Annotated in this window: 18 protein-coding genes, 1 tRNA gene and 1 pseudogene; 6 read left to right on the forward strand and 14 right to left on the reverse strand. The window is 56.3% G+C overall.

Annotated elements, in window-relative coordinates; translation table 11 throughout:
* The first annotated feature begins 54 nt into the window (after positions 1-54).
* Positions 55-867, forward strand: coding sequence for a RecB family exonuclease (locus ACWORE_RS09940; RefSeq protein WP_455303695.1), 813 nt, complete (start codon positions 55-57; stop codon positions 865-867).
* Positions 868-897: 30 nt separating this feature from the next.
* Here the strand turns inward: ACWORE_RS09940 and hisG are convergent, their stop codons facing one another.
* The 6 genes and pseudogenes from hisG to ACWORE_RS09970 form a co-directional block, all read right to left on the reverse strand.
* The gene (gene hisG / locus ACWORE_RS09945) at positions 898-1,752 is read right to left on the reverse strand and encodes an ATP phosphoribosyltransferase (RefSeq protein WP_455303696.1); all 855 of its coding nucleotides are present in this window, start codon (positions 1,750-1,752) and stop codon (positions 898-900) included.
* 90 nt (positions 1,753-1,842) lie between these two features.
* Entirely contained in the window at positions 1,843-2,106 is a 264-nt protein-coding gene (locus ACWORE_RS09950) for a phosphoribosyl-ATP diphosphatase (RefSeq protein WP_296139598.1), read from the reverse strand.
* Positions 2,107-2,147: 41 nt separating this feature from the next.
* Positions 2,148-2,837 carry an HAD family hydrolase gene (locus ACWORE_RS09955; protein ID WP_296139601.1) on the reverse strand — a complete coding sequence of 230 codons (690 nt, stop codon included), beginning with the start codon at positions 2,835-2,837 and terminating at the stop codon, positions 2,148-2,150.
* A gap of 98 nt (positions 2,838-2,935) precedes the next feature.
* Positions 2,936-6,598: a methionine synthase gene (gene metH / locus ACWORE_RS09960; RefSeq protein ID WP_455303697.1), complete on the reverse strand. Its 3,663-nt coding sequence runs from the start codon at positions 6,596-6,598 to the stop codon at positions 2,936-2,938.
* Between the two features lie 445 nt (positions 6,599-7,043).
* A pseudogene (mshC, locus tag ACWORE_RS09965) lies at positions 7,044-8,234 on the reverse strand (cysteine--1-D-myo-inosityl 2-amino-2-deoxy-alpha-D-glucopyranoside ligase); the annotation flags it as partial.
* 34 nt (positions 8,235-8,268) lie between these two features.
* Positions 8,269-9,096 (reverse strand): undecaprenyl-diphosphate phosphatase, encoded by an 828-nt coding sequence (locus ACWORE_RS09970; RefSeq protein ID WP_448234429.1) that lies wholly within the window; start codon positions 9,094-9,096, stop codon positions 8,269-8,271.
* A 439-nt stretch (positions 9,097-9,535) separates the two neighbouring features.
* Between ACWORE_RS09970 and ACWORE_RS09975 the strand changes: the two genes are divergently transcribed.
* Positions 9,536-10,720 carry a YncE family protein gene (locus ACWORE_RS09975; RefSeq protein ID WP_406605997.1) on the forward strand — a complete coding sequence of 395 codons (1,185 nt, stop codon included), beginning with the start codon at positions 9,536-9,538 and terminating at the stop codon, positions 10,718-10,720.
* Between the two features lie 2 nt (positions 10,721-10,722).
* The gene (locus tag ACWORE_RS09980; protein WP_406605998.1) at positions 10,723-11,883 is read left to right on the forward strand and encodes a quinone-dependent dihydroorotate dehydrogenase; all 1,161 of its coding nucleotides are present in this window, start codon (positions 10,723-10,725) and stop codon (positions 11,881-11,883) included.
* A 7-nt stretch (positions 11,884-11,890) separates the two neighbouring features.
* Here the strand turns inward: ACWORE_RS09980 and ACWORE_RS09985 are convergent, their stop codons facing one another.
* The 3 genes from ACWORE_RS09985 to ACWORE_RS09995 all read right to left on the reverse strand — a co-directional run bounded on the left by ACWORE_RS09985 (position 11,891) and on the right by ACWORE_RS09995 (position 14,876).
* Positions 11,891-12,493, reverse strand: coding sequence for a YbhB/YbcL family Raf kinase inhibitor-like protein (locus tag ACWORE_RS09985; protein ID WP_296139613.1), 603 nt, complete (start codon positions 12,491-12,493; stop codon positions 11,891-11,893).
* A 39-nt stretch (positions 12,494-12,532) separates the two neighbouring features.
* Positions 12,533-14,173: a hypothetical protein gene (locus ACWORE_RS09990; protein WP_455303698.1), complete on the reverse strand. Its 1,641-nt coding sequence runs from the start codon at positions 14,171-14,173 to the stop codon at positions 12,533-12,535.
* Positions 14,174-14,435: 262 nt separating this feature from the next.
* Complete coding sequence (locus ACWORE_RS09995) at positions 14,436-14,876, reverse strand: hypothetical protein (RefSeq protein ID WP_455303699.1); 441 nt, start codon at positions 14,874-14,876, stop codon at positions 14,436-14,438.
* Positions 14,877-15,385: 509 nt separating this feature from the next.
* On the opposite strand from ACWORE_RS09995, the gene ACWORE_RS10000 reads away from it, so the two are divergent.
* Positions 15,386-15,471: transfer RNA gene (locus ACWORE_RS10000), tRNA-Leu, on the forward strand.
* Between the two features lie 72 nt (positions 15,472-15,543).
* On the opposite strand, the gene meaB is transcribed toward ACWORE_RS10000, so the two are convergent.
* From meaB to ACWORE_RS10015, 3 genes are all read right to left on the reverse strand, one after another.
* Complete coding sequence (meaB, locus tag ACWORE_RS10005) at positions 15,544-16,686, reverse strand: methylmalonyl Co-A mutase-associated GTPase MeaB (protein ID WP_455303700.1); 1,143 nt, start codon at positions 16,684-16,686, stop codon at positions 15,544-15,546.
* Between the two features lie 292 nt (positions 16,687-16,978).
* Complete coding sequence (gene scpA, locus ACWORE_RS10010) at positions 16,979-19,231, reverse strand: methylmalonyl-CoA mutase (RefSeq protein WP_455303701.1); 2,253 nt, start codon at positions 19,229-19,231, stop codon at positions 16,979-16,981.
* A gap of 23 nt (positions 19,232-19,254) precedes the next feature.
* A complete protein-coding gene (locus ACWORE_RS10015) occupies positions 19,255-21,117 on the reverse strand; it encodes a methylmalonyl-CoA mutase family protein (RefSeq protein ID WP_455303702.1) in 1,863 nt (620 codons plus the stop codon).
* Between the two features lie 349 nt (positions 21,118-21,466).
* Here ACWORE_RS10015 and ACWORE_RS10020 point away from each other — a divergent pair, with 349 nt between their 5' ends.
* Both ACWORE_RS10020 and ACWORE_RS10025 read left to right on the forward strand, forming a co-directional pair.
* On the forward strand, positions 21,467-22,306 hold the full coding sequence (locus tag ACWORE_RS10020) for a TVP38/TMEM64 family protein (RefSeq protein WP_455303703.1): 840 nt from the start codon (positions 21,467-21,469) through the stop codon (positions 22,304-22,306).
* Between the two features lie 13 nt (positions 22,307-22,319).
* Positions 22,320-22,925 carry a MarR family transcriptional regulator gene (locus ACWORE_RS10025; RefSeq protein ID WP_204088464.1) on the forward strand — a complete coding sequence of 202 codons (606 nt, stop codon included), beginning with the start codon at positions 22,320-22,322 and terminating at the stop codon, positions 22,923-22,925.
* Here ACWORE_RS10025 and ACWORE_RS10030 read toward each other — a convergent pair whose 3' ends face one another.
* Together ACWORE_RS10030 and ACWORE_RS10035 are read right to left on the reverse strand one after the other, a co-directional pair.
* Positions 22,926-24,113, reverse strand: a complete 1,188-nt coding sequence (locus ACWORE_RS10030) for an SPFH domain-containing protein (RefSeq protein WP_412523831.1) — start codon at positions 24,111-24,113, stop codon at positions 22,926-22,928.
* A 60-nt stretch (positions 24,114-24,173) separates the two neighbouring features.
* Positions 24,174-24,608, reverse strand: a complete 435-nt coding sequence (locus ACWORE_RS10035; RefSeq protein ID WP_296135551.1) for an NfeD family protein — start codon at positions 24,606-24,608, stop codon at positions 24,174-24,176.
* Positions 24,609-24,617: the final 9 nt, after the last annotated feature.

Raw genomic sequence — 24,617 nt, forward strand, 5'->3', positions numbered from 1 at the left:
GGATAGTCTACGGGGTGCATGGGTAACGACGGTGATGCGCTAGGGTCATGGATCATGAGTGCTCGACGTCGTATGGCTTTATCCCCTTCCCGGGCAGGAGATTACCGGCAGTGCCCTCTGCTGTACCGGTATCGCGCCATTGATCGGCTTCCTGAGCCGAAGACGATTGCGCAGGTCAAGGGGACTTTAGTGCACGCCGTGCTAGAGAATATGTACGGTCAGCCGCGTCCAGAGCGCACGTACCCCAAAGCCACCAAAATGCTCAAACCGCAGTGGGCACACATGGTTGAGAAAGATCCGGAACTACGGGAGCTTGTGCCCGATGACAAGCTCCTTCCCTTCTTGGTGGAATGCCGGTCTCTCTTGAAGGGGTACTTCGCCATGGAAAACCCCGAAAACTTCGACGCTGACGAGTGCGAAATGTTGGTGGACACCACGCTTCCTAATGGAGTTCCCGTGCGAGGGTTTATTGATCGTGTTGACGTCGCTCCGACGGGAGAAATTCGCGTCGTCGATTACAAAACTGGCAAGAAACCTATACCGCGTTTTAGCCAGCAGGCAGTATTCCAAATGCGGTTTTATGCGCTTGTGTACTGGCGTTTATTCAATATCATCCCGACGCAACTCCGCCTCATGTACCTCAAGGTGATGGATTCTATGTACCTGGCCCCCTCCCAGGTCGAGTTGGAGTACCTCGAGCGGGACGTTGGGGACCTGTGGTCGAAAATCACCCGCGACGGCAAGACTGGCCGGTTTCTGCCTAAAGAATCCAAACTGTGCGATTGGTGCTCTTTTCAGTCTCTTTGTCCCGCCAAAGGTGGAACGGAGCTGCCCTATCCGGGTTGGCCTGACGACGCGCGGAGCTAGTATCCCCGCGCTGTGCATCTGGGCGCGTTGTCACCGAGTAAGGCGGGCAATACGAATATCCGTTGCCAAAATTGCTTCAGCCCCCAATGCCGATAAACGGTCCATCAGTTGGTTAGCGTCTTTGCGCGGAGCCATCGCGCGGACAGCGACCCAGTCGTCGTCGGCAAGTGGTGAAACTGTGGGCGCAGATAAGCCAGGTGTGAGCTTGGTAGCCTCAGCCAGAAGTGACTTTGGGCAGTTGTAATCAATCATGAGGTAATTCTTCGCGTGCAGAATGCCCTCAATCCGTCGCAACAGGATCCGGTGTTCATCGGTGACTGGTTGATTGTGCCGGCCGACAATGATGGCCTCGGACGTGCAAATCACGTCCCCGAACGGCGACAGCCCCTGTTGACGCAACGTCCGTCCCGTCGAGACAACATCGGCGATGATGTCAGCTACCCCGAGGCGAATAGAAATCTCGACTGCCCCATCCAACCGAATCACGCTGGCCTGGATGCCCCGCTTCGCAAGATCAGCACTGACGAGATGCGGGTAACTCGTCGCGATGCGCTTTCCTTCAATCTTATTGAGATTCCATTCCTCATTCTCGGGAGCCGCATAGCGGAAGGTCGACGCACCGAAACCGAGAGCGAGGAGTTCATCCACTCCATTCGCGGCAGAATCTGCAGCTAAGTCGCGGCCGGTTATTCCTAGGTCAAGGTGGCCTTTAGCGACGTAGATGGCGATATCTTTGGGGCGGAGGAAGAAAAACTCCACGTCATTTTGTTCGTCCCATGACGTGAGGTCTTTGGAGTCTCGGCGCATCCTGTAGCCCGCCTCCTCCAAAATGTGGGTAGCAGTCTGAGACAGAGAACCCTTGTTGGGAACGGCGACGCGAAGCATGGAATAAAACTCCTGAAGGCAAGAAAGAAAAGGTGGACAATGGGGCGAACCGGAGTCGCTGTGGTTGGTGAATAGCTGTACGTAGAAGGACTACAGATACCGGTAAATATCGTCCAAGGACAGACCACGTTTAACAGCGACAACCTGTAGCCAGTAGAGCAATTGGCTGATTTCCTCGGACAGTTCCTCGTCTGACTGATATTCAGCGGCTAACCACACTTCGCCGGCTTCCTCGACAACTTTCTTTCCAAGGAAGTGGAGGCCCTTGTCCAGGGCTTCAACAGTTCCTGAGTCTTTGGGGCGCTGTTGTGCGCGGTCGGTGATCTCAGCGAAAAGCTCATCAAAATTCTTCACAGTCGTCATTCTTTCATATGTTCGTCGTGGCGTACGCACATCTAGAGTTCGTTCCATAGTTCGCGGAAATCGTCAATCCTCCACGGATGCCCATCGTGGGGAGCAAAACTGGTCACTCCGCGTAGTTCGTGGAGAGTTTTTATCCCCTCGGGCAGCTCTAAACCAGGCTCCACCGGAACACCGAGGACACGGCATCCTGCCGCACGAGCTGCAGACATTCCTGTGGGTGAGTCTTCTACGACGAGGACCTCGTCAGGATTGACGTCCATCAGGTCGCATGCCCGCGCGTATCCGTCGGGATAGGGCTTTCCGCGAGGAACTTCGTCGCCGGCTACTGACGTGGAGAAAAACTCATCGCCGATAACGGGTAAACAGTGGTCGACCAATGCGCGGGCCGTGTTGGTGACTAGTGCCTGGGGAATACCCGCGGCGTGAATATCGTGTAAGAGCGTGGGAAAACCGGGCCGAAAGTCGAATCCCTCGGAAAGAATCTCGCCCATTCGCGCAAAAAACCACGTTTTCCAGGTGTCAATGAGCGCCGGATTCGGGGTCTGTCCAGCGAATTCCAGGCACGTTGAAATGGTGTGTTCCGCAGTTCCGCCGACGGTGACCGCTCGTTGTTCGGGCGTGAGGTCTACTCCCATCAACGTGGCCATCTCGTAGGTGGCTATCCCCCACCGCGGTTCAGTATCGACGAGGGTTCCATCCATGTCCCAAGCAATCGCACGCATGCAACACAGTGTACGGAGTGGCATTGCACCACAGCGTGAGGAGTTCATGTAATGGCGCGTCGTGTGGCTTTCACGATGGTCACAGTCACGGCAACGAATTAGACGTTAAAGTACTTTGCCTCCTGGTGGTAGAGCACGAATGCGTCGGTTGACTGCTCAGGGTGCAATTGCAGCTCCTCAGATAACTCGACGCCAATCCGCTCAGGGTGCAAAAGGTCCACCAAAGCCCGGCGCGATTCCAGGTCGGGGCATGATCCGTAGCCGAAGGAGTAGCGTGCTCCTCGGTATTTGAGGTCGAAGAATGCCCGGTCTTCGGTGCCGTCGTCGTCGCCGGCGTGGGTGCCGTCGGCGAAGGTGAGTTCGGCTCGGACGCGGGAGTGCCAGTATTCGGCGAGGGCTTCGGTGAGTTGGACGCCGATGCCGTGGAGCTCGAGGTATTCGCGGTAGTGGTTGTCTTTGAAGAGGACGTTGGCTTTGTCCGCGATGGGCTGCCCCATGGTGACGAGCTGAAGTGGGAAGACGTCGGTGTGTCCGGTGCGTTGGGCTTCGTCGCGTGAGCGGATGAAGTCTGCGATGCAGAGGAACCGTCCCCGTTGTTGGCGTGGGAACTCGAATGATGTCACGGGTTCTGCCGCGGGATCTGGTTCTTCTGCCTCGTCGGGCACGGGCAGGATGTGGACGGTATTGCCTTCTGAGACGGCCGGGAAGTAGCCGTAGACGACGGCAGAGTGGTTGAGGATTCCCTCTGCTTTGAGGTCGTTGATCCACGCTCTGAGCCGTGGGCGTCCTTCGGTTTCGACGAGTTCGTCGTAGGAGGGGCCGTCGCCGCCGCGTGTTCCGCGTAGTCCCCATTGGCCCATGAAGAGGGCGCGTTCGTCGAGGCAGGTGAGATAGTCTCTGACGGGGAGGCCTTTGACTATTCGTGTGCCCCAGAATGGTGGTGTTGCGATGGGGGTGTCGGTGGCGACGTCGGAGCGATCAGGGATGACCGCCGGGGCGCTTTCTGCTTTCCGCTTGGCCGCGATTTTCCGTGAGCGTTCGTGCCTGGCTCTCCGTTCTTCTTTCTTCTTTTGTGCGCGCGTGGCAGCAGCGATTTGTTCCTCAGTGAGTTCTCGCTGTGAGCCGCGCTTCATGGACATGATCTGATCCATCAAGTTCAGGCCTTCGAAGGCGTCGCGCGCATAGTGGACATCGCCCTGGTAGAGCTCGTCGAGGTCATTTTCGACATAGGTGCGGGTCAGCGCTGCTCCGCCGAGGAGGACGGGGTAGTTGGCGGCGCCGGCGGTGTTCATCTCGAGGAGATTGTCTTTCATGACGACCGTCGACTTCACCAAAAGTCCGGACATGCCGATGACGTCAGCCTGGTGTTCCGATGCGGCGTGGAGAATGTTGGAAATGGGTTGTTTGATGCCCAGGTTAACCACGTCGTAGCCGTTATTGGACAAGATGATGTCCACGAGGTTTTTCCCGATATCGTGGACGTCTCCTTTGACCGTGGCCAGGATGATCTTTCCCTTGGACGCGGAGTCGTCGGTAGCCTCCATGAACTGTTCCAGGTGGGATACGGCTGCTTTCATCGTTTCAGCTGACTGCAGCACGAAGGGAAGCTGCATCTGCCCAGAGCCGAAGAGGTCTCCGACGACTTTCATTCCCGCGAGGAGGTCTTGGTTAATGATCTCGAGGGGGTCTTTCTCATCGCGAGCGAGGTCGAGATCAGCTTCAAGTCCGTTCTTTTCGCCATCAATGATGCGCTGCGCCAGCCGCTTAAAGAGTGGCAGTGCCTGAAGGGCTTCTGCCCGTGCGTCCTTGGCGTCGGCGGCGGACACGCCTTCGAATAACTCCATGAAGGTTTGCAGCGGATCGTAATCCTCGTCGGCTGTTCCGCCTTGTCCTCCCGTTCCGCGCCGGTCATAAACCATGTCCAGGGCGACGTCGCGTTGATCGTCGTCGATGCGGTTCATCGGTACGATCTTGCTGGAGTGAGCAATAGCTGTATCAAGTCCGGCCTCGATACATTCGTTCAGAAAAACCGAATTCAGGACCTGGCGGGCGGCCGGGTTAAGGCCGAACGAAATATTCGACAGGCCCAGCGTGGTGTGGATGTCGGGGTGACGCGAGGTAATTTCCCGAATGGCGTTGATCGTTTCGATACCATCGCGTCGGGTTTCTACTTGTCCGGTCGAAATCGGGAAAGTAAGGCAATCGACAATGATGTCGCTTTCGCGAAGCCCCCAGCGCGTGTTGATGTCCGCAATAAGGCGTTCAGCGATCTCGACTTTCTTCTCCGCTGTCCGCGCTTGCCCCTCTTCGTCAATAGTGAGAGCCACCACCGCCGCGCCATGCTTCTTGACCAGCGACATAATCCGGTCATAGCGCGAACCTGGGGCGTCACCGTCCTCAAAATTCACCGAGTTGACCGCGCACCGGCCACCCAGGTGCTCAAGACCCACACGGATAACATCGGGCTCCGTCGAGTCCAACATGATCGGCAGCGTCGAGTTCGTCGCCAAACGGCTCGCGAGTTCGGCCATGTCGTGGGTGCCGTCACGGCCCACATAGTCGACGCACAGATCGATCATGTGGGCGCCGTCGCGAGTCTGGGCCTTAGCGATATCTAGGCACTTATTCCAGTCGCCCTCGAGCATTGCCGTGCGGAAAGCCTTGGAACCGTTGGAGTTCGTCCGCTCACCAATTATGGTGATCCCCGTGTCCTGAGTCAGCGGCACTGTTGAATACAGGGATGAGACGTTATCGTCGAAATCGTGATGGCGCGCCGGGCGTGTGACGGCGGGAGACTCCGAGGCGTCCTGTTGTGAGGACGGCGAACCGATCACGGCGTCACGAACAGCCGTAATGTGTTCGGGGGTTGTTCCACAGCAGCCGCCGACCATGGAGAGCCCATAATCACGCACGAAGTGAACACTTGCTGCGGCAAGTTCGTCGGGAGTCAAAGGATAGACAGCCCCGTTAGCGCCGAGCTCCGGCAAGCCAGCGTTCGGCATGACTGATACCGGCATGGGCGCATGAGCGGATAAGTACCGCAGGTGCTCATTCATCTCGTCGGGGCCGGTTGCGCAGTTCATCCCGATGACGTCAATGCCCAGGCGTTCCAGGGCAGTGAGAGCTGCGCCGATTTCTGAACCCAGCAGCATTGTGCCGGTGGTTTCTACCGTCACGTGGCACATGATCGGTAAGGTTGTCCCACAATCGTCGAAAGCCTGCTGGACGCCATGTACCGCAGCTTTGACCTGCAAAAGGTCTTGAGCGGTCTCGATCAGGACGGCGTCTGCCCCACCCCGGACTAATCCGCGGGCTGCTTCCGTGTACGCATCGCGGAGATCTGAGAACGGAGCATGCCCGAGAGTAGGAAGCTTTGTTCCCGGACCTAATGATCCAAGAACGAAGCGTTTCATGCCTTCTCGGCCAGGCCCCATCTCATCAGCAACCGACCGAGCGATCTGGGCGCCTGTGTAGGCAATCTCCTCAATGCGATCTTCGATGTCGTAATCGGCAAAGTTGGGGAGGTTGCAGCCGAAGGTATTTGTTTCGACGGCATCGGCCCCCGCCTCAAAGTATCGGCGGTGAATGTCGGCCAAGATGTCGGGGCGGGTGATGTTGAGAATTTCGTTGCATCCCTCGAGCCCGTGGAAATCTGCATCCAAGTCAAGGTCAATGGCTTGAAGTTGCGTCCCCATGGCTCCGTCACCGATCAGCACCCGGTCATGGAGGGCCTGGAGAAACTCGGATTTCGTAGGATTCAAAGGTTGACGCTCATCATTCACAGATAGACAGCTTAGTCTACTATTGGGGTGCTCGACCAAATCCGTCGGTGACCTAAAGTTTTAGCCCCAATAGAGCATCAACACACCCGGCAACCAACGCTGCAGCGGGCGAGAGATGAGAATACAAAGCCGAAGGGTCGTCTCCACGCTGATGGGGGGTGGGCAACAGGTCTACCGTAAGCTCCCCCGACGCATGCGAGTGGGCCCCGCACCGCTGAGTACCCGCCGTTGCCGACGCGAGCTCCACAGACTTGGCATCCGCTTCGCTGTCTTTCCCGTCGTCGAGAATCGTGATCTTCCCCTGAGCAACACTGAGCTTGTCATCCGATGCTGGAGCCGCACAGGGAACGGGGACAGAGAGAGACTCATGGGCGTTCTTCCCGTCAACACCGGGCAGATCCCAAATCTTCTCTTTGTCGACGATACCGCTGGCCCATTCGTCGATGAGATCGACAGCAGCTGGCGTGTCTAGATCAGTTGCGAGGACCTTGCGAACGTCGTCGACTAATCGACGGGCTCGCGCTTCAGAATCTGCGTCGTTGCGAGTATGAACAGCCTCGACGGCGGTGCGCCACAGAGCTAAACGTCGTGAAGCGGCAGCCAAAAGAGCATCCGACCAGTTGCGCTGATCACGATAATGTCCTGCGTAGAGGGCTAGACGGATCGACGAGGGATCAGTTCCGGCATTACACAACCTGGATACAAACACAAGATTGCCCAGCGACTTGCTCATCTTGACGCCGCCGAGAGCGATAAGCCCGGTGTGCATGTAATGGTCAGCCATGCGCTCCACGCCGCATGCCGCTTCCACATGGGCTGCGGAGTATTCGTGGTGGGGGAAAATGAGGTCCTCTCCCCCGCCTTGGACATCAGAATGGCTGCCCAAATACCGCGCTGCAATAGCGGCGCACTCAATGTGCCATCCTGGCCGTCCGCGTCCAAAGGGTGAATCCCATGCTGGTTCACCGGGGCGCTCTGCCCGCCACAGCAACGAATCTAACGGATCTCGCTTCCCCGGGCGGTCTGGATCGCCACCTCGCTCCGCGAAGAATTGTTCCATCGTGGCTTCGTCGTACCGCGACTCATAACCAAATTGTGGGGTCGCTGTTCGATCGGCATAGACATCCGGATATGTGGGATCGTCCACAACATAGGCAGACCCGTTGTCGAGCAACGTGCTCACCATGTCGATGACATCGGGAATGGCCTCAACTGCACCGATATATGACGTTGGCGGGATCACTCCAAGTTTCGCCATATCCTGGCGGAACAGATCGGTTTGTTCCTCCCCCAGCTCCTGCCAATCGACCCCGTCGCGTTGGGCTCGCTCGAACAGCGGATCGTCGACGTCGGTGACATTTTGCACGAAGTTCACGCGGTGGCCATTCGCCAATAACTGCCTATTCAAAACATCAAAGGTGACGTAGGTGGCAGCATGACCCAAGTGCGTCGAATCGTAAGGGGTTATTCCGCAGACATATACCGTCGCCTCGTCGGACGGTGTGAGAGGGGTGACTTCACGGGATGCCGTATCCCACATGTGGAGAGGAACCGGTTGGTCCTCCCCGACGACGGAACGGAAATCAGCAACAAGGGGTTTTTGCCACGACTGCATGAGCCTTAGTCTACGGCCCTCCTGGCGATATGGCTTAGGCGGCTGCCATCACGCCCGTAGCAAGGAGAATCATCACGATAATCCCCACCGGGATGCGGTATGCAGCAAACCAGGCAAATGAATTATTGGCGACGAACTTGAGCAGCCACGCAATAGAGGCGTAGCCCAGCGCAAATGCGATTAACGTGCCCACCAACAGCTGCGGGCCGGAAGCGATTTGCCCGTCGGTGGGGTGAAAAGCATCAGGCAGGGAGAAAAGCCCGGAAGCCAGAACAGCAGGGATAGCTAGCAAGAACGAAAAACGCGTCGCTGCCTCGCGATCCTGGTTAAGGAAGAGCCCCGCGGACACTGTGCCACCCGAGCGAGAAACGCCGGGAATGAGCGCAAGGCATTGAGCGAACCCCATGATGATGGCGTCGCGCATGGTCAAGTCTTTCTCCGTCCGCGTGTGACGGCCCACCCGTTCGGCCCAAATGAATACGAACGAGAACAGGATGAGAACCGCGGCAGTCACCCACAAGTTGCGGAAATTGTCTCGGATGAAATCTTTGAGGAGATATCCAAGAATTCCTACGGGAATGGTGCCCACAATCACCATCCACCCCATGCGGTAGTCGGCCCCGCGCTTCGTTTTGTCCATCAGACCAGCGAACCATCCAGTGATGATTCGCCAAATGTCCTTGGCAAAAAATACCAACACTGCCGCTTCTGTCCCTAACTGAACGACAGCGGTGAATGAGGCGCCTGCATCTTGGTTCCACAGAAGTTGGGACACGATCCGGAGGTGGCCCGACGATGACACAGGCAAGAACTCTGTGAGGCCCTGGATGATCGACAGGATGATCGTTTGTATCCAACTCATGTGGGTCTGGGTACCGGCGGCTGCGAGGTCAGTGGCCACATGGGCATGGGTAGCAGCGTGAACGGATGTGCCCGTCTGGCTCAGCCATGAGGCTGGCGACTGCGCTAATGAGGATGCGGTTTCGTGGATCCTTCCCGCCGCTGATCCAAGAAAACCGTGAGCCTGATGGAGTTGATGTACGTGCGTGAACGCGTCGTGAACTACCCCTGAAATAGAGGTGAGTGCCGAATTGGCCATAGAAACTACCTGTCGTGTAGCCCGGACCAGGAGCCCGGAAATGGATAGAGACACGGCAAGTAGGCTAGCAACTTTATGGGCTCACCGTTATCTTCCAGCGTATGGGGCATTCGTGGAGACAAGAAAGCGTGTGAGAATCACTGCCCATTCCTGGCAGTCGCCTCGGTGTCTTAGCTCCGTGACCTGTAGTAGCGTTACGAGAGTGATTTCCGACGGTACTCCTGGTCAATCGATTCGTACTGGTACATTGCCAACGCAGCGCAAACAACGACGCCTCGGAGCGCGAGTGTTAAGCATCGTGTGTTGTAGTGGGCTGGCCGTCACGATGCTGGCGGGTTGCTCACGCAGCGATGATCAAGAAGCGCTATCCAAGGCAGAAGACGTCTCGCCGACGTCGGTACCTGCCGCGGAACCCCCGTCGGGAGATACTCGCGATGTCGATCTTCCCGGTGACGGTATTTCCGATGTGGTGGTAAGCGGTCAATCCGACTCGCCAGTCATTGCCGGGCTGTCCGGTGGAAAAATGGTGATTGGGACGTCGTCGGATTGGACGAACGGCAAGCCTAAGTCGGTGGATCTTGGCAAGGATTGTAAAGATCTGTCTCGCGCTGCGGGCGGCGGTTTTTCTGTCGCATGCGAGAACCATGTGCTCGTTTTCGATGGACAAGGCAAGAAGGTTCACGATCTCGAGGTCGACGGCACCGCGACGACTGCAGTTGTGACCAACGATGTTGCCAGTGTCACTTTCGCCGGTGAGAAGAAAATCAAGTACTTCCCCTTGGACGGTTCCGATAAGGATGGGAAGTCAACTGTTTCTATCGGTGAAGGAGCGATCCAATCACTGATTGTGGATCCTGATCCTAAAACTGGGCCAGATAAAGAGATGTCAGCGGTGTTCGACAAGAAGCAGTCGAGTCTAACGGGTGTGTATCCCGGCGAGGACAAGGAAGGATCGTCGCTGCGGATCGGCCAAGGTGCTGGGAAAATTGCCGGTGGGCAGGATGGCGTTGTCGTGGCGTCGTCAACAAAGTTGAACTCGATTGAGGTCTTTACTGCCAACGACATTTTGAGGAAACACCAAACAATTCATACCGATTCTGTTCCGTGGGGTGTGGCGTGGGATGCCAACACGCGCACGGTGTGGGTGACGTCCACGGGTAAGAACACTGTCATTGGTTATGACATTTCGTCGGGTGTCCCGGTCAAAGTGGCGACGATGCACACGATTCCCGATGCTCAGTCGGTTGTGGTTGATGGCGATGGAGGCCTGTTGATTGCGTCGCCGCAGTCCTCGACCGTGCAACACATATCGAAGGATCAGGTGAGCGAGGCACGCCATGAGGGCGCCTCCAGTGAGCCGAGTTATCCCGTGAAGAAGGAAGCATAATCATGTCGTTGACCAGCACTGATCGTATTGATGCCGATGTTGAGGATTGCAGGAAGTCGCATCCCGTACGAAGCGCTATCTACTCCTGGTCATTGCGACAAATGTTCCGCTTGGACCCTGAGACTATTCATTCATTAATGACGAAGGCCTTGGGCATTTTTCAGCGCATGCCGATGGCCAACCGGGCTCTTGAACGATGGTGGGCTGTGCATGATACAGCGCTGGAACAGACTGTTTTTGGTGTGGAGTTCCCGCGGCCCCTGGGCCTGGCTGCTGGGTTTGATAAGAGCGCAACGTCCCCGGATGTGTGGGCTCCTTTGGGCTTTGGATTTGCAGAGCTGGGTACTGTGACGGCGGAGGGGCAGCCTGGTAATCCCTCCCCCAGGCTTTTTCGGTTGCGACGTGATCATGCGATTTTGAATCGGATGGGATTTAACAATGAAGGTGCCGTGTTGTGTGCACGGCGGATCGCTCGCCGTCGAAGTCGTGACGTGATTGCGGTCAATATCGGGAAGACGAAGAAAACCCCGATTGACAAGGCTGCTGAGGACTATCGCTTATCGGCTCGTCTGCTCGGGCATCACGCCGATTTCGTGGTGGTGAACGTGTCGAGCCCAAATACTCCGGGGTTGCGGGATTTGCAGGCTGTGGATTCGTTGGGGCCGATTGTGGACGCGGTTCTTGACGAGGTCGAGGACACGCCCGTGTTGGTTAAAATCGCCCCTGACCTGTGTGATGATGACATTCTTGCGGTCGCGGATTTGGCCCAGGAGAAGGGGCTGGCCGGGATTGTGGCGACAAACACGACCATTTCCCGTGACCATTTAACGACGCCATCCTCTGAGGTGGAAGCGATGGGTGCTGGTGGCGTGTCGGGCCGCCCGGTGGCGGACCGTTCCCTGGAGGTACTGCGTTTGTTACGCAAACACGTGGGTGAGTCATTGACTCTTGTCTCTGTTGGCGGAATTGAGACCCCGCAGCAGGCGTGGGAGCGTATCGGTGCCGGCGCGAGTTTGCTCGAGGGGTACACGGCGTTGATTTATGGTGGCCCCGATTGGATTCGCGATATCCATCGTGGTTTGGCACAGCAGGTCCGGCGCCACGGGTTGGGCTCGATCGCTGATGCTGTCGGCCGGGAGCTCCCCTGGATCCCGGCCTCGTAGCGGCTTCTTAGTTTTCTGCCCAGCCCCAAATTATCGAGCGCGCGAGAGTGTGGAAGTTGAGGTTGAACCCGAGAATTGTCGGGGTTGAGTCCTCGGGGATGTCGAGCTTGTCAACGTCGACGGCGTGGACGGCATAGAGGTAGCGGTGTGGGCCGTGTCCTTCTGGAGGCATTGCGCCGTAGTACCCGCGTTTCCCTGAGTCTCCTTTGAGCGTTTGGGCGCCTTCTGGGAGGGATGGTGTGTCTTCGGATCCGGCGTTTTTGGGAAGCTCTGTGAGATCTGCTGGGAGGTTGTATACTGCCCAGTGCCAGTACCCGGAGACCGTGGGGGCGTCGGGGTCATAGACGGTAACTGCCAGGGATTTTGTTCCTTCGGGGAGATCGGACCACGACAGTTGAGGTGAAACCCCGTCGGGTCCTTGTAAGTCGGCTGGTAGTTCATCGCCGGACGCGAAGTCGGCGCTGCTCAGCGGAAATGTCGGAACGTCCGGTAGGTACGCGTACGGGTCCGCGGCTTTGAATCGCGGGTCAACGTAGCTTGGCGTGCTGGTCGCTGTGGTGCCAGAGGTGGGTTCTTGCGTGTTGTCGGTTGCCTGTGGTGAATCGCTCATGACACCAGTATGCCCGGATACTTCCTTCGCTGCAGCGGTTCACTTGTTTTCTCGCAGTTGTGCACCGATGACGTGTGGTGTGGTGAGTCCGATGTCTCCCCGGAGTTGCCGCAGGTTGTACTCGGCCTCGAATTCGCTGGTGATGGGCTTGTATTTCCCTTCCGGTTCTTGTTTTTGGTTTTTAGATGCGTTTCCGTAGCCGCCCATGGGTGCGATGCCCGTCCTGCCCATCGCCGGGCGTGAACCGTCGTGGCCGGTGGGATGTGAGGAGTTACTTCGTCCTGTGGAGTGTTCGTTGTGAGCGTAATTTCGATCGTTGTATGGGTTTCCACGGTCCGTCGTGTCATTGTGTAAAAGCTTATTGCGGTCGTTGCCGTGGATTGGGCTCTGGTCATGAGGGCCGGGGTGCACAATGACGCTGCGGGCACGGGATTCGCTGTACGGACCCGCTGGGCGTTTATCGAGATACGATGCTGGCGAATTTGGCTTCATTGACTTGTGGTAATCGTTCGCGTTGTTCCGGTTCCACGGTTCTTGAGACCTGGGCGTCATTGTGGGATTGTTGTGGCCATTGTTATACGAGGTCCGTGGGGTGTGGGGTGCGGCGGCACGTGGCGATTGATTGACCGCGTTAGTAGCCGACGGCCCATACGGCGTTGGTGTGTGGGTATGTCTGGATGCTCCGGGATTGGTGTGCGGAGGAGGAAAACCGTTCGTTTCCTTAGGCGGCCGGAATTGTGAAGGGACCGCTGCGGGAATGGTGTTTGCTGAGGTCGGTGGTGTGGTGGGGTTGCCAACTACCCCTCCGCCTGCTGGTCCTCCGCCTGTGCTGGTCGTTGTTCCCCCGACGGATGTCCCGGTTGTTCCGACGGCTGGTGTGCCGTGTGCGGCGCTCATGACGCTAGTAGGGGCAACTTCGGCTGCACTGGTGTGTATGGGTGTTGGTGCATGTGCAGTGAGGTGCCCTCCACCCTGGCCGACGTTGGGTCTTTCGGTGAGGTTGCGCAGTGGTGGCACCGCCGCGGTGAGCATGGCCTGATAAGGGCCGGCCATAAATTCTCTGGTGGCTGCCCGTGCTGCTTCCCCGGCTGCGCGTACTCCGGCGGGGTTCGTGGCTGCGGCGACCGCTGCGGCGTGCTCCGCTTCGATGGCGGCGATCTGTGTGCGGGCGGCCTGCCGGATATGGGGCAGTTGAGAAACAGAGGCGTGCATGGCGGTGGCGTTATCGGCGAAGGACTGAGCCGTGGCCATCACTTGGGTACAGCACGCGGCGGCGGCATCAATGGCCTCTCCCGTGTTTTCTTCCAGCTGGGCGCGGGCTCGTGCCAGGGCGTCGACGGTATCGTTCAAAGAACTGGACAAGTTGTGCCAGTAATCGGCAAGGGCATAAATGTCACTATCGTTGCCAGCATTGAGCATGGCAACTAGTGCGCCCGGGTCATCGGTGCCACCGTGAGTGGGGTCAGGGAAATCAAAGGGGCTAAATGCCCCATCCGGACGTGTCGGGAAGGTAAAATCTTCGGCTTGGATCGATTTAAGTCCGCATAGTATGGCCGCTGAGGTATCGTCTTGGCCGACGAAGGCGCCTCGCATTGCTTTCGTACCTTCAGCCAACCAGCGGATGAGTTGACGTAGCTGCCGCAACGTGTGCGTTGCGCTACCAGTTTCACCGTTAATCACCCGGCAATGTTGCGCCCCCAACATTCGCAACCCAGGTTCACCAGTGTAATCCCCAGATAATTTTTTGGAATATAGAATATATTTGCCCCCAGAGATATCATTTCCATTCTCTAGGAATTCTAGAGCTCTATCTAGGGAACAAGTATCAATCGAAATAGCCACTTTAAGTTAACCTCTCATTCAGTTTCTTAACTAAATCGCATAATTCTGCTTCGTTCAAAGTCTGTGTCTCATCTATAGCTTGAACCGCAACGCGTCCGAGTTAAGTTTCGGTGTAGACCACGCAATGAGGATCTCCTACTATCCTTCCCCAACGTGTAAAGGTTGTAGGATTCTCGTTCTCAACCCTTTTACCTGGGACTTCTTCTCTACTTCGTTTGTCGGTACCGAAATCCACCAATAGTGACTGCGTTTCATTCGTCTCTCTCAAAAGGCAGTCATTAAAATGCAAGAATTCATCTTTGGAGGATGTTTTCTTTATGAATCCCCTACTCTCCCAATACCCTGGCGGAGCATCTTCGCAGAGGTCGGCGTTCTCAAAACGTGGGTCTGAGTAGTCATAGGAGCCATCGGGGTTCTTCTTTGCTTTCACCGGATACTTAGCCAATATTTCCGGGCGCTCCCACAACGGGACCTCATCATTGTTCTTCTTTGGGCCATACTTCTCTACAGGTGATTGTGAAGAAATAGGAGGACGCGTCATTACCGAACTACTCAACGTCGTCTCAGAAAGGTCCGAATTTATTCCACTGCGCGTGTCAGCGGTTGTGTGACACCCCGCTAACATCCATACGGTCGCAGTGATATAAATAAACTCAACGAGCCCGTTCTTGTATCGGCGATAAGCCGATAGCGATACCGTCGGCACACGATATCTTTTAGAACATCGATTGAGTGATGAACACGCCATCGTGGATAGAGCCCCCAAACTTTATTCCCCCATTGCGCTCCACATGCCCGTCCCCCAGGGTGCGGTGCGAATCTGGCCTAATAGTAGCGCACTAAGGCGCCCTTGCCTAGCATCAATCGGTGGATGAACGGTCATCGATTCGCCCCGATGTGCAGGGGAAAGTAAGTTCCATTGCCGCGCGTCCGGAACCGCGTGGGACCTACAAGGGGTGTGTCACGATTTGTGACCAGCAGATTTGTGTACAGACTTCGACACAACTAGAGTATTGCCTCGTGCTCAGCTAATTGCTGACTTTTTACCCTGTCCGGGTGGCGGAATGGCAGACGCGCTAGCTTGAGGTGCTAGTGCCCTATTAACGGGCGTGGGGGTTCAAGTCCCCCTCCGGACACATAATAAGCCCGGGTTCCCATCAAATCCTGATGAGAACCCGGGCTTTGCGATGCTCGGAACACTGCCCTAACTACTCGCGTTTATTCAGCTGACTGTCAGTCGTCTCTCCGGTGTCAAAAGCCTTGAGGATGCGCTCCGCAGCAATCGTCGGTGTTACCTGCCCTGCGCGAAGCTGCCTTTCAATCAGCTTCTTTTCCTTCTTCACTGCCTCAGACGTGTTTAACCGGGTCAGTAATGTTTCGTGGACCATTTGCCATGTCCAGCCGATCTGCTGGTTCCTCCGTTGCTCATCAAATCGGCCCTCGGCCACCATTTGATCGTGGTGCTCTTCGACCACCTTCCAGAATTCTTCGACACCGTCGCCTTCAGCGGCAGACATCGTCATTGTCGGAGGTTTCCATGATGCATTTGCTGGCCGAACCATGCGCATCGCCGCACCTAGTTCTCGTGCAGCCCGCTTTGCGCGGCGAACATTGTCTCCATCTGCTTTGTTGATGGCGACGAGGTCGGCAAGCTCAAGAATGCCTTTCTTGATGCCCTGCAGCTGGTCCCCGGCGCCTGCTAGAGCTAGGAAGGTGAAGCAGTCGACCATCTCACTAACAGCGACCTCCGACTGTCCCACGCCGACAGTTTCGACGAGGATAACGTCATACCCGGCGGCCTCCATGACAATCATCGTCTCGCGGGTTGCTTTAGCGACTCCGCCGAGCGTTCCGGCGCTTGGGGATGGTCGAATGTAGGCGTTCTCGCTTTGCGAGAGCTTCGTCATTCGGGTTTTATCCCCCAAGATTGATCCACGAGAACGCGTAGATGAAGGATCAATGGCGAGCACCGCGACTTTGTGGCCGTTTTCCACAAGGTATAACCCGAGACGTTCAATGAACGTAGATTTACCGACACCAGGAACGCCCGTAATGCCTACTCGTAATGCCTTTCCAGAGAAAGGCAGCAGTTTCACCAATAGTTCTTGGGCCAACACGTGATGCGCCGGTGCAGAAGACTCAAGCAGAGTGATGGCTCGAGCAAGCTGGGTTCGCTCATTATTCCGTACGGAGGTGAACAAAGCATCGACGTCGATGCGGTGGCGGGCTCGCTTAACCGCTTCCGGAGCAACCGCTGATTTTCCTGGAACTTCAGTCCCCGCAGTCGTCGTTAATGATCCGAGGGTTGACTCGAGAAATTCATCTCCCTGCGCTTGGCTATCGGAAGACATTGATATCTCCGCCTTTCTACGAAGAGCTCGTCATAAAAATAATTCTATAAGTAAATTGTGTAATTAATTATTTATTTGTTTAAAAACTCGACGGACCGTGAAGCGCTCGACGGACCGCGTGACGTGTGAAGTTACTCTTTACATAATGCCCATCATGAGGACAAAACGCTCTCTTCCCCACCCCAATTGGCCGGGAAAAGAGCGCTCATCATGCAGCTAAGGAATCTCGGCACCACCCGGAAGAATCACCACCGGGAAGAATAATTGTGCCGTAATTCCGTCGCTTTATGCCTTAGGCCTCCGCCTTGTCCTCAGCTTCATCAGAGTCGTCCGATTTGTCATCGTCATCGACATGAAGCTCGATTCCCATGTGTGCCGATAGCTTGGTCAGCATGTCGATCACAGAATCTGCGATAACAGTGCCCGGCGGGTAAATGGCGGCAGCACCGTCGTCGTACAGTTCTTGGAAATCTCCTGGAGGAATAACGCCGCCCACGATGATCATGATGTCTTCGCGGCCCAGCTTCTTTAATTCCTCGCGAAGCTCGGGGACGATCGTCAAGTGGCTAGCTGCCAGCGACGACACGCCGACGACGTGCACGTCGGAATCGACAGCAGACCGCGCAGCTTCGGCGGGAGTTTGGAAGAGCGGTCCGACGTCAACGTCCATGCCTAAGTCAGCATAAGCGGACGCAACGACTTTCTGTCCGCGGTCGTGACCGTCCTGTCCGATCTTCGCGATGAAGATACGTGGCCGGCGGCCTTCTTCCTCGGCGAACGCATCCGCCATAGCGGTGGCTTTAGCGACATTACCCACGGTACGGTCCTTACCTACCTCGTCTTTATACACACCCGAGAGCGTGTGGATCTCTGCCTGGTGGCGACCGAACACTTTCTCGAGAGCATCAGACATCTCGCCGACGGTGGCACCAACGCGAGCAGCATCGACAGCAAGCTTCAGAAGGTTGTGCTCGAGGTTGCCGTGGGATCCGTCCACGCCCGCAGCTCCGGTGAGAGCATTCAGAGCTTGGTCGACGGCACCTTGATCGCGCTCAGCACGAAGTTTCTCGAGTTTGTCATGCTGTTCTTGGCGAACGCGGCTGTTTTCAACCTTCAGAACTTCGATGGCCTCGTCCTCGACGCTCACATATTTGTTGACACCGATGAGCGCCTGACGGCCAGAGTCGATACGAGCCTGAGTACGTGCTGCAGCCTCTTCGATACGCAGTTTCGGAATGCCTTGCTCGGTGGCCTTCGCCATACCGCCGGCTTCTTCAACCTCGCGAATGTGCTCGCGAGCTTCCTCGACCAACTGGTTGGTCAACCATTCGACGTAGTAGGAGCCAGCCCACGGATCGACCGGACGCACCGTGTTGGATTCTTGCTGCAAAATCAGCTGGGTGTTACGAGCAATACGAGCCGAGAAATCTGTCGGGAGCGCGAGAGCCTCATCCAGGGCGTTCGTGTGCAGTGACTGCGTGTGCCCCTGCGTTGCCGCCATAGCCTCGATGCAGGTACGCCCGACGTTGTTATACACATCCTGAGCGGTGAGCGACCATCCCGATGTCTGGGAGTGCGTACGTAGAGCCCGTGACTTCGGGTTTTCGGGGTTAAATTTGCTGACGATTTCGCTCCACAAAATACGGCCAGCACGGAGCTTCGCAATTTCCATGAAGGTATTCATCGAAATGCCCCAGAAGAACGAGAGGCGAGGTGCGAAAGCGTCGATGTTAAGGCCAGCGTTCAGTCCAGCGCGAATGTATTCAAGGCCGTCTGCCAGGGTGTAGGCCAACTCGAGGTCAGCCGTCGCTCCAGCTTCCTGAATGTGGTAGCCGGAAATCGAAATGGAGTTCCATCGCGGCATCTTGTTAGAGGTGTATTCAAAGATCTCCGAAATAATCCTCATCGACGGCTGCGGAGGATAAATGTAAGTATTGCGGACCATGAACTCCTTCAGAATGTCATTCTGAATCGTTCCGGCCAGCTTCTCCGGAGGAACACCCTGCTCTTCGGCGACGATAATGTACAAAGCCAAAATCGGCAGCACAGCACCGTTCATCGTCATCGACACGGACACGCTGCCAAGGTCAATTCCCTCGAACAGCTGCTTCATATCCAGGATGGAGTCGATGGCCACACCAGCCATACCGACGTCGCCCTGAACACGCGGGTTGTCTGAGTCATAACCACGGTGAGTGGGCAGGTCGAAGGCCACCGACAAACCTTTCTGGCCGGCGGCCAGGTTACGACGGTAGAACGCGTTCGACTCTGCTGCGGTGGAGAAACCAGCGTACTGGCGAATCGTCCACGGGCGGTTCGTGTACATCGTTGGATACGGACCACGCATAAATGGCTTGATGCCGGGATACGAATCGAGGGGATGCCCCGCCTTTAGGACGTGTTCCCTATCTTCACCGTTGTAGACGCGTTTGACGTCGAAACCCTCGGGGACTGTCCACGTCCCCTTATCTTCTTCAGCTGATGTCGTCGCTGCCTTCTCTGTAGCTCGCGAAACATCGGCAAAATTCGGAATACTTGTGCTCATTGTTGTCACAGTCCTAACAGCGATTATGCGCCGAGCTCATCGAGCAGGCCCGACAACGTCGAGACTGCATCAATCTTCATGTTCAGGTAGTCATCACGCTTCGAAGAATCATCGAGATTCTCAACGGCCTTCGGAGCGCCAGCCAGGAGAACCTTCTTCACTCCCGCAGCTCGTAGGGCATCGATCGCGGAACCAGCGTTCTCTGCATATTCCGCATCCGTACCGCAGACGACCACGATGGGAGCGTCTTTGAACTGAGTTGCGAAGTTCTCGTCGTCTGGGGTGACTTGTCCTGGGTTATCCGCCTGAATACCACCAGAAGCCAGAAGGTTCGTGGTGAAACCAGTGCGGATGTTGTGCTTGGCCAGCGGACCAAGAGGCGCCAATTTAATGACAGGCCGCTTCTCTTCCTTCTCGAAGAAGGCGTCCGACCTGTTTCTCAGCGCCTCAAAATCAGCTCCCCAACGGCGAACACCCGTCGGCTCGATGCGCAGGTCAGCCGCCAGAGGCTTTTCGGCCAAGTTCGGGAACTCGTTGATCGCTGTCACCTTGGTACGGCGATGAGCAATATCATCGCGCCGCTTTTCATACGACTCATCGAGGAGCTTTTGAATATCGCCGTTATCAGTCTCAGCGATGAAGCCATCCTTAGATTCGACGTCCGTCAAGACGCCCCATGCCTTCTCCTCGAGCTGGTCAGTGAAGAACTCAGCGTAGTACGAGCCACCAGCGGGATCAGCAACAAATCCCAAGTGAGACTCTTCCAAAAGTAGAAGGTTGATGTTTCGCGCGATGCGGTGAGCGAAGCTACGTCGAGCTCCTGGCAATCCATTCTTGATCGCATAGTCGAAGGGGTGAACCAGCACGCTCGTGGCCCCACCGACGCCTGCCGCAAATGAAGCGATCGTGCACCGAAGAATATTCGTGTAGGGGTCACGCTGGGCGAACATCACTGGTGCTGTTTCCGCGTGGATTGCGGGCAGCGGATGATCCACAATGCCCAGCACTTCCCACACCCGCGCCAGAAGTGAGCGCAGCGCACGGAATTTACAGATCGTCGAGAAGAAGTCGTCGGTGGCGGCGAGGCGGATCGAAATCTGATCGACTGCGTCTTCCACAGAGAGACCAGCGTCGGTAAGCTTCCGCAAGTATTCCAGTGTTGCAGCCAGAACCAGCCCAATTTCCTGGGAATCTGTCGCGCCCTGGTTGCTGAGTGAGACACCATTCACAGTGATGGCGTGCACTGCCCCAGGAAGCTCAGATGCTTTCTTTGCCCATGCGATGGCAGTGTCGAGGTCAACGCTTTGCGACGAATCGAACCCCGACGTCAGCGGTGAAGCACCGAGGTCAGCAGTTGTCTTGTCATCGCCATTGGTCTCAAGGAAATCGAGGAAAGCGTCTCCCAGTTCTTTCGAGGGAGTAGCTAGCGCGATCGGGGCAAGGTCAAGATAGACGTCATTGAGCACTCCCGGGATGTCCGTGGGTTGGATTCCCTTGAGCTCGAGGACCGTGGTCCCAACATTCAGTGCGTGAAGAATTCGCTTGTTGATGTCTTTCGCGCTCTGGCCACCGGCAGTTGCGTTAACTTCGACGGCAGGTCCGAAAACCTCGCGAATTCCCCATCCGGCATTGTCGGCCTCAAGGAGCTTAGCCCCACGTGTGTAAGGGAATTCGCCGGGAGCAGATGGCTCTGGTCCTTGATCGGTCCGCATATAGAGCGGTTTGACATCTATTCCGTCGTAAGTCGGCTTGATGAGCTTCTTCCACACATCATCCGGAATGTCGGAAGGATCCTGCTTGCGGGTTCGGGCAAAAACTTTCGCAACTGCCCGATACCATTCGTGCTGCAGGGCGGCATCTTCCGTGCCAACCTGTGAGTCAGTCACAACTGACCCTCCGTCCTGGTCGTTCAAAGTAGGTTAATCATTTCAGGTGAACCGGTGCAGTGGTCTAGCTCAGCGATGTTGTGGCAACACCATTCATAACGGTTATCTTGCAGGTGTTTTCGTTAAACACAACGGAGCCTGCACGTCGTTCACTCCTTTCTCAGGGTAGTCCCCATTGGTTGATATTTTCCCGACTACACGTCGTTATCGCCCGTTTGATAGCGATTTATCTGTCAATTTCAGCGCGATGTGACGTACTTCTCCCCTATGTGTGGTGAATAATGTGAGCCACAATCTGGGGTCGCCTTTCTCATCCACCGAGCCGCCAGAAGGTAGGCTTGCCCACGTTATGCAACGACGTGACGTGGTGACTCAACCCGATCCTCAGGCCGACCCACCTAGCCGACGATCCTGGATTCATCGTGCCGTTACAGCAACGTCACGAGCATTGGCGCAGTTCCTCAACATCATCGGCGTCATCATTCGCGACGTGTGCCATGGGTGGTTGCGCTGGACACGTCTCAATCAAGTACTGAGTGTTGTCATCCTCGTTGTGCTGGTGGGAGCGCTATTCGTCGTTCCACTTCCCTCGGTGACCACTTTCAGGAACTGGTCCGTGGGCGCTGGGTGGTGGTTTCCCTTTGCCTTTTCGGCTGTTTATATCCTTGCTACCCAATTCCCGATACCCCGGACAGTTTTTACCCTCAGCTGCGGCGTGCTCTTCGGTCCACTCATTGGCATAGGTGTCGCGCTGACATCGACGGGGTGTTCAGCGTTATTATCCCTGCTCATTGTCCGCCGTCTTGGACGAGATTGGGTACAGTCCCGCCTCATTCACCCTGCCGTCGACGGGGTTAATGCCCATTTACGACGCCGGGGCTGGCTCGCCGTCGGCTCCCTCCGCATGATTGCGGCTGTTCCATTTTCTGTCCTCAACTACGTGTGTGCTCTGTCGTCGATCAAAGCGCTTCCCTTTACTTTGGCGACGATAGTCGGATCGGCTCCAGGTACGATCGCCACCGTCCTCGTTGGCGACGCCGCGGCGGGACAAGGTAGCCCCTTAACGATTTTGATCAGCGTCGTTCTTTTTGGAGTCGGCCTGACGGGCTTGATTACGGACATCGCGCGGCCGCCACGTGCGAATACTGACGACACGACGACTGGAACGCACACGAAGAGGACAAGCTAGTATCCTTGACTCCATGGCAATGGCTCACACGCGAGGAACGTCGGCTCGATCACTTTTTGCAGTGCATGCTCGGTTCCGTGGACGGACTATGAGACGGGCGGAATACGTGAAGAATAGTGCTCAAGCTATGGAGCACCTGCCCGGGGTTCTCAAGTCCACTGTGGAAGGCGTGGAGGAGATTTCGCTCCTTACTCGCGACGCAGAATCTGAAGCCCAAGTAGTGATGGCTTTCCTCTCTGCCGGTGAGTGGGCTATTGGGATTGGGATCGGGGGGCACGATCCGTCCGTTGTCGCTCGTAGTTGTACAGGTAAACGGGCCGGTACCGTGGGCGCGTCGATAGCCACGATCTCCCAGAACTCTTCCATAGCGAGTTCGGAGCTCGCTTCAGATATTTCCGCGGCGTTTTCTTTGATCGGCCATGTGCTAACCCGGCGGACTGAGGAAGGCCGAGAAGCAACAGCGCTTATGCGGCAGGGATATACACAAAACGACGCTGCGGCAGAGCTTGGTATCTCTAAGCAAGCAATGTCGCAGCGTCTGGTTGCGGCGGGTTGGCAGGCAGAACAAGCAGGATGGGACCTTGCCGTCCACCTTTTGACCCGGGCGGAGGAACTTTAACTACTCGTTCGACGCGTCCTCCGGCGAATCGACGTCCGGTTGATCGTCAGCATCGGCAACGTCGATGCTCTCTGAACCCGCAGTGGAGGGATCTTCCCCGAGCTTCTTCGCCGTGTTTCGCTTAGCGGCCAGAGCGCTGTCTAATGGATCATCCACCGTTTTGTTCGCGACGGCGTTTGCTTCAGCGACGGCTTTGGCGATTTCTGGGGCCGACTGAGTGGTAAACCAGTCGTCGTCCTCATCCGTCGCTGCCTCTGCCTTGGTTTCCTCGTCGACACTAGGAGCTTCGTAGCGGAATACCCCGTCGGAATCCTTGTCTGAGAACTGCTTGGTGAAGGACTCCAGGGCATCACCGAATTGCGACGGAATCAGCCACATCTTGTTGGCAGATCCTTCAGCCATTTCAGGAAGCTTTTGGAGGTATTGGAAAGCGAGAACATCCGGTGTGACCTGCGAGGTTTTGATGGCAGCGTTCACCTTACGGATGGAGCGAGCTTCACCCTGTGCGCGTAGGTAACGGGCTGCGCGCTGTCCCTCGGCGCGAAGGATCTCAGCCTGGCGCTCGGCTTCCGCTTGCAAGATGGCAGCATGCTTTTCGCCTTCGGCGGCAAGGATACGGGCTTGTTTTTCACCTTCGGCAGTCTTGATATCAGCCTCGCGCTGACCTTCCGCAGTCAAAATCATGGCGCGCTTTTCGCGGTCCGCCTTCATCTGCTTTTCCATCGACTGCTGAATCGACGGTGGCGGATCAATCGCTTTGAGCTCGACTCGACTAATACGCAGCCCCCACTTTGTCGTGGCGTTATCCAGTTCACCACGGAGCCGTCTATTAATGACCTCGCGCGACGTTAAAGTCTCTTCCAGTGTCATGCCACCAACGACATCACGAAGCGTCGCCGTCGTGGTCTGCTCAACACCGGTGAGGTAATTATCCACACCGTATATGGAGTGCATGGGGTCGTTTATTTGGAACGTGACCACGGTATCAATTGCCACGGTCAAGTTATCCTGCGTAATCACCGCTTGGGGCGGGAAGCTGACGACACGTTCGCGGGTATCCACGCGGGATCGAACACGGTCGACAAATGGAATGAGGAAAGTTATTCCTCCTTCAACAGTTTTCGTGTACCGCCCGAGCCGTTCAATAACTGCCGCCGTCCCCTGTGGGACCAACTTGATGGACATCATGATGATAAGGACGATGACCACAATGATGGCTGCGATCACGATGGTGCCAGCGCTCATGAATTAATCCCTCCTTTCTAAGACAAAAGCTGTGTTGCCTTCAATGCGGCTCACCACGACGGTGTCGCCAGGCTCGAAAACGTCGTCATGAAAAGCACTCCGAACGGACCAGAAATCGCCATTGAGCCGAACAATCCCTGATGACGACGAAATCTGCTCGACGGTCTCCCCTGTTGTTCCCACCAAGGCTCGCGGTGAGAAATCCGCTGTTTCGATCTTTTCGCTGAGTTTGCGCTTCAAAAACGGACGCAGAACGAACATGAGTGTTAATGACACAACAGCGAAAACAATGACTGAGACCCAGAGCGGGGCCTGGAAAAAGGACACACCTGCTGCGGCGAGAGCACCGCCAGACAACATCAATAGTGCGAAATCGCCACCGAAAAGCTCCAGCACAGCTAGAAGTACCGCACCGATAAACCACACTAAGGCATTCACGTTGTCCAG

Source organism: Corynebacterium sp. c7Ub_26 (assembly GCF_053760365.1).

Excerpts from the sequence above, each read along its gene's own strand:
- ACWORE_RS09955 (WP_296139601.1), bottom strand. The coding sequence starts at position 2,837 with ATGCGTGCGATTGCTTGGGACATGGATGGAACCCTCGTCGATACTGAA.
- scpA (WP_455303701.1), bottom strand. The coding sequence starts at position 19,231 with ATGAGCACAAGTATTCCGAATTTTGCCGATGTTTCGCGAGCTACAGAG.
- hisG (WP_455303696.1), bottom strand. The coding sequence starts at position 1,752 with ATGCTTCGCGTCGCCGTTCCCAACAAGGGTTCTCTGTCTCAGACTGCT.
- ACWORE_RS10030 (WP_412523831.1), bottom strand. The coding sequence starts at position 24,113 with ATGATGTCCATCAAGTTGGTCCCACAGGGGACGGCGGCAGTTATTGAA.
- ACWORE_RS09995 (WP_455303699.1), bottom strand. The coding sequence starts at position 14,876 with ATGACGCGTCCTCCTATTTCTTCACAATCACCTGTAGAGAAGTATGGC.
- ACWORE_RS09970 (WP_448234429.1), bottom strand. The coding sequence starts at position 9,096 with ATGAGTTGGATACAAACGATCATCCTGTCGATCATCCAGGGCCTCACA.
- ACWORE_RS10020 (WP_455303703.1), top strand. The coding sequence starts at position 21,467 with ATGCAACGACGTGACGTGGTGACTCAACCCGATCCTCAGGCCGACCCA.
- ACWORE_RS09985 (WP_296139613.1), bottom strand. The coding sequence starts at position 12,493 with ATGAGCGATTCACCACAGGCAACCGACAACACGCAAGAACCCACCTCT.
- meaB (WP_455303700.1), bottom strand. The coding sequence starts at position 16,686 with ATGTCTTCCGATAGCCAAGCGCAGGGAGATGAATTTCTCGAGTCAACC.
- ACWORE_RS09980 (WP_406605998.1), top strand. The coding sequence starts at position 10,723 with ATGTCGTTGACCAGCACTGATCGTATTGATGCCGATGTTGAGGATTGC.
- ACWORE_RS10025 (WP_204088464.1), top strand. The coding sequence starts at position 22,320 with ATGGCAATGGCTCACACGCGAGGAACGTCGGCTCGATCACTTTTTGCA.
- ACWORE_RS09940 (WP_455303695.1), top strand. The coding sequence starts at position 55 with ATGAGTGCTCGACGTCGTATGGCTTTATCCCCTTCCCGGGCAGGAGAT.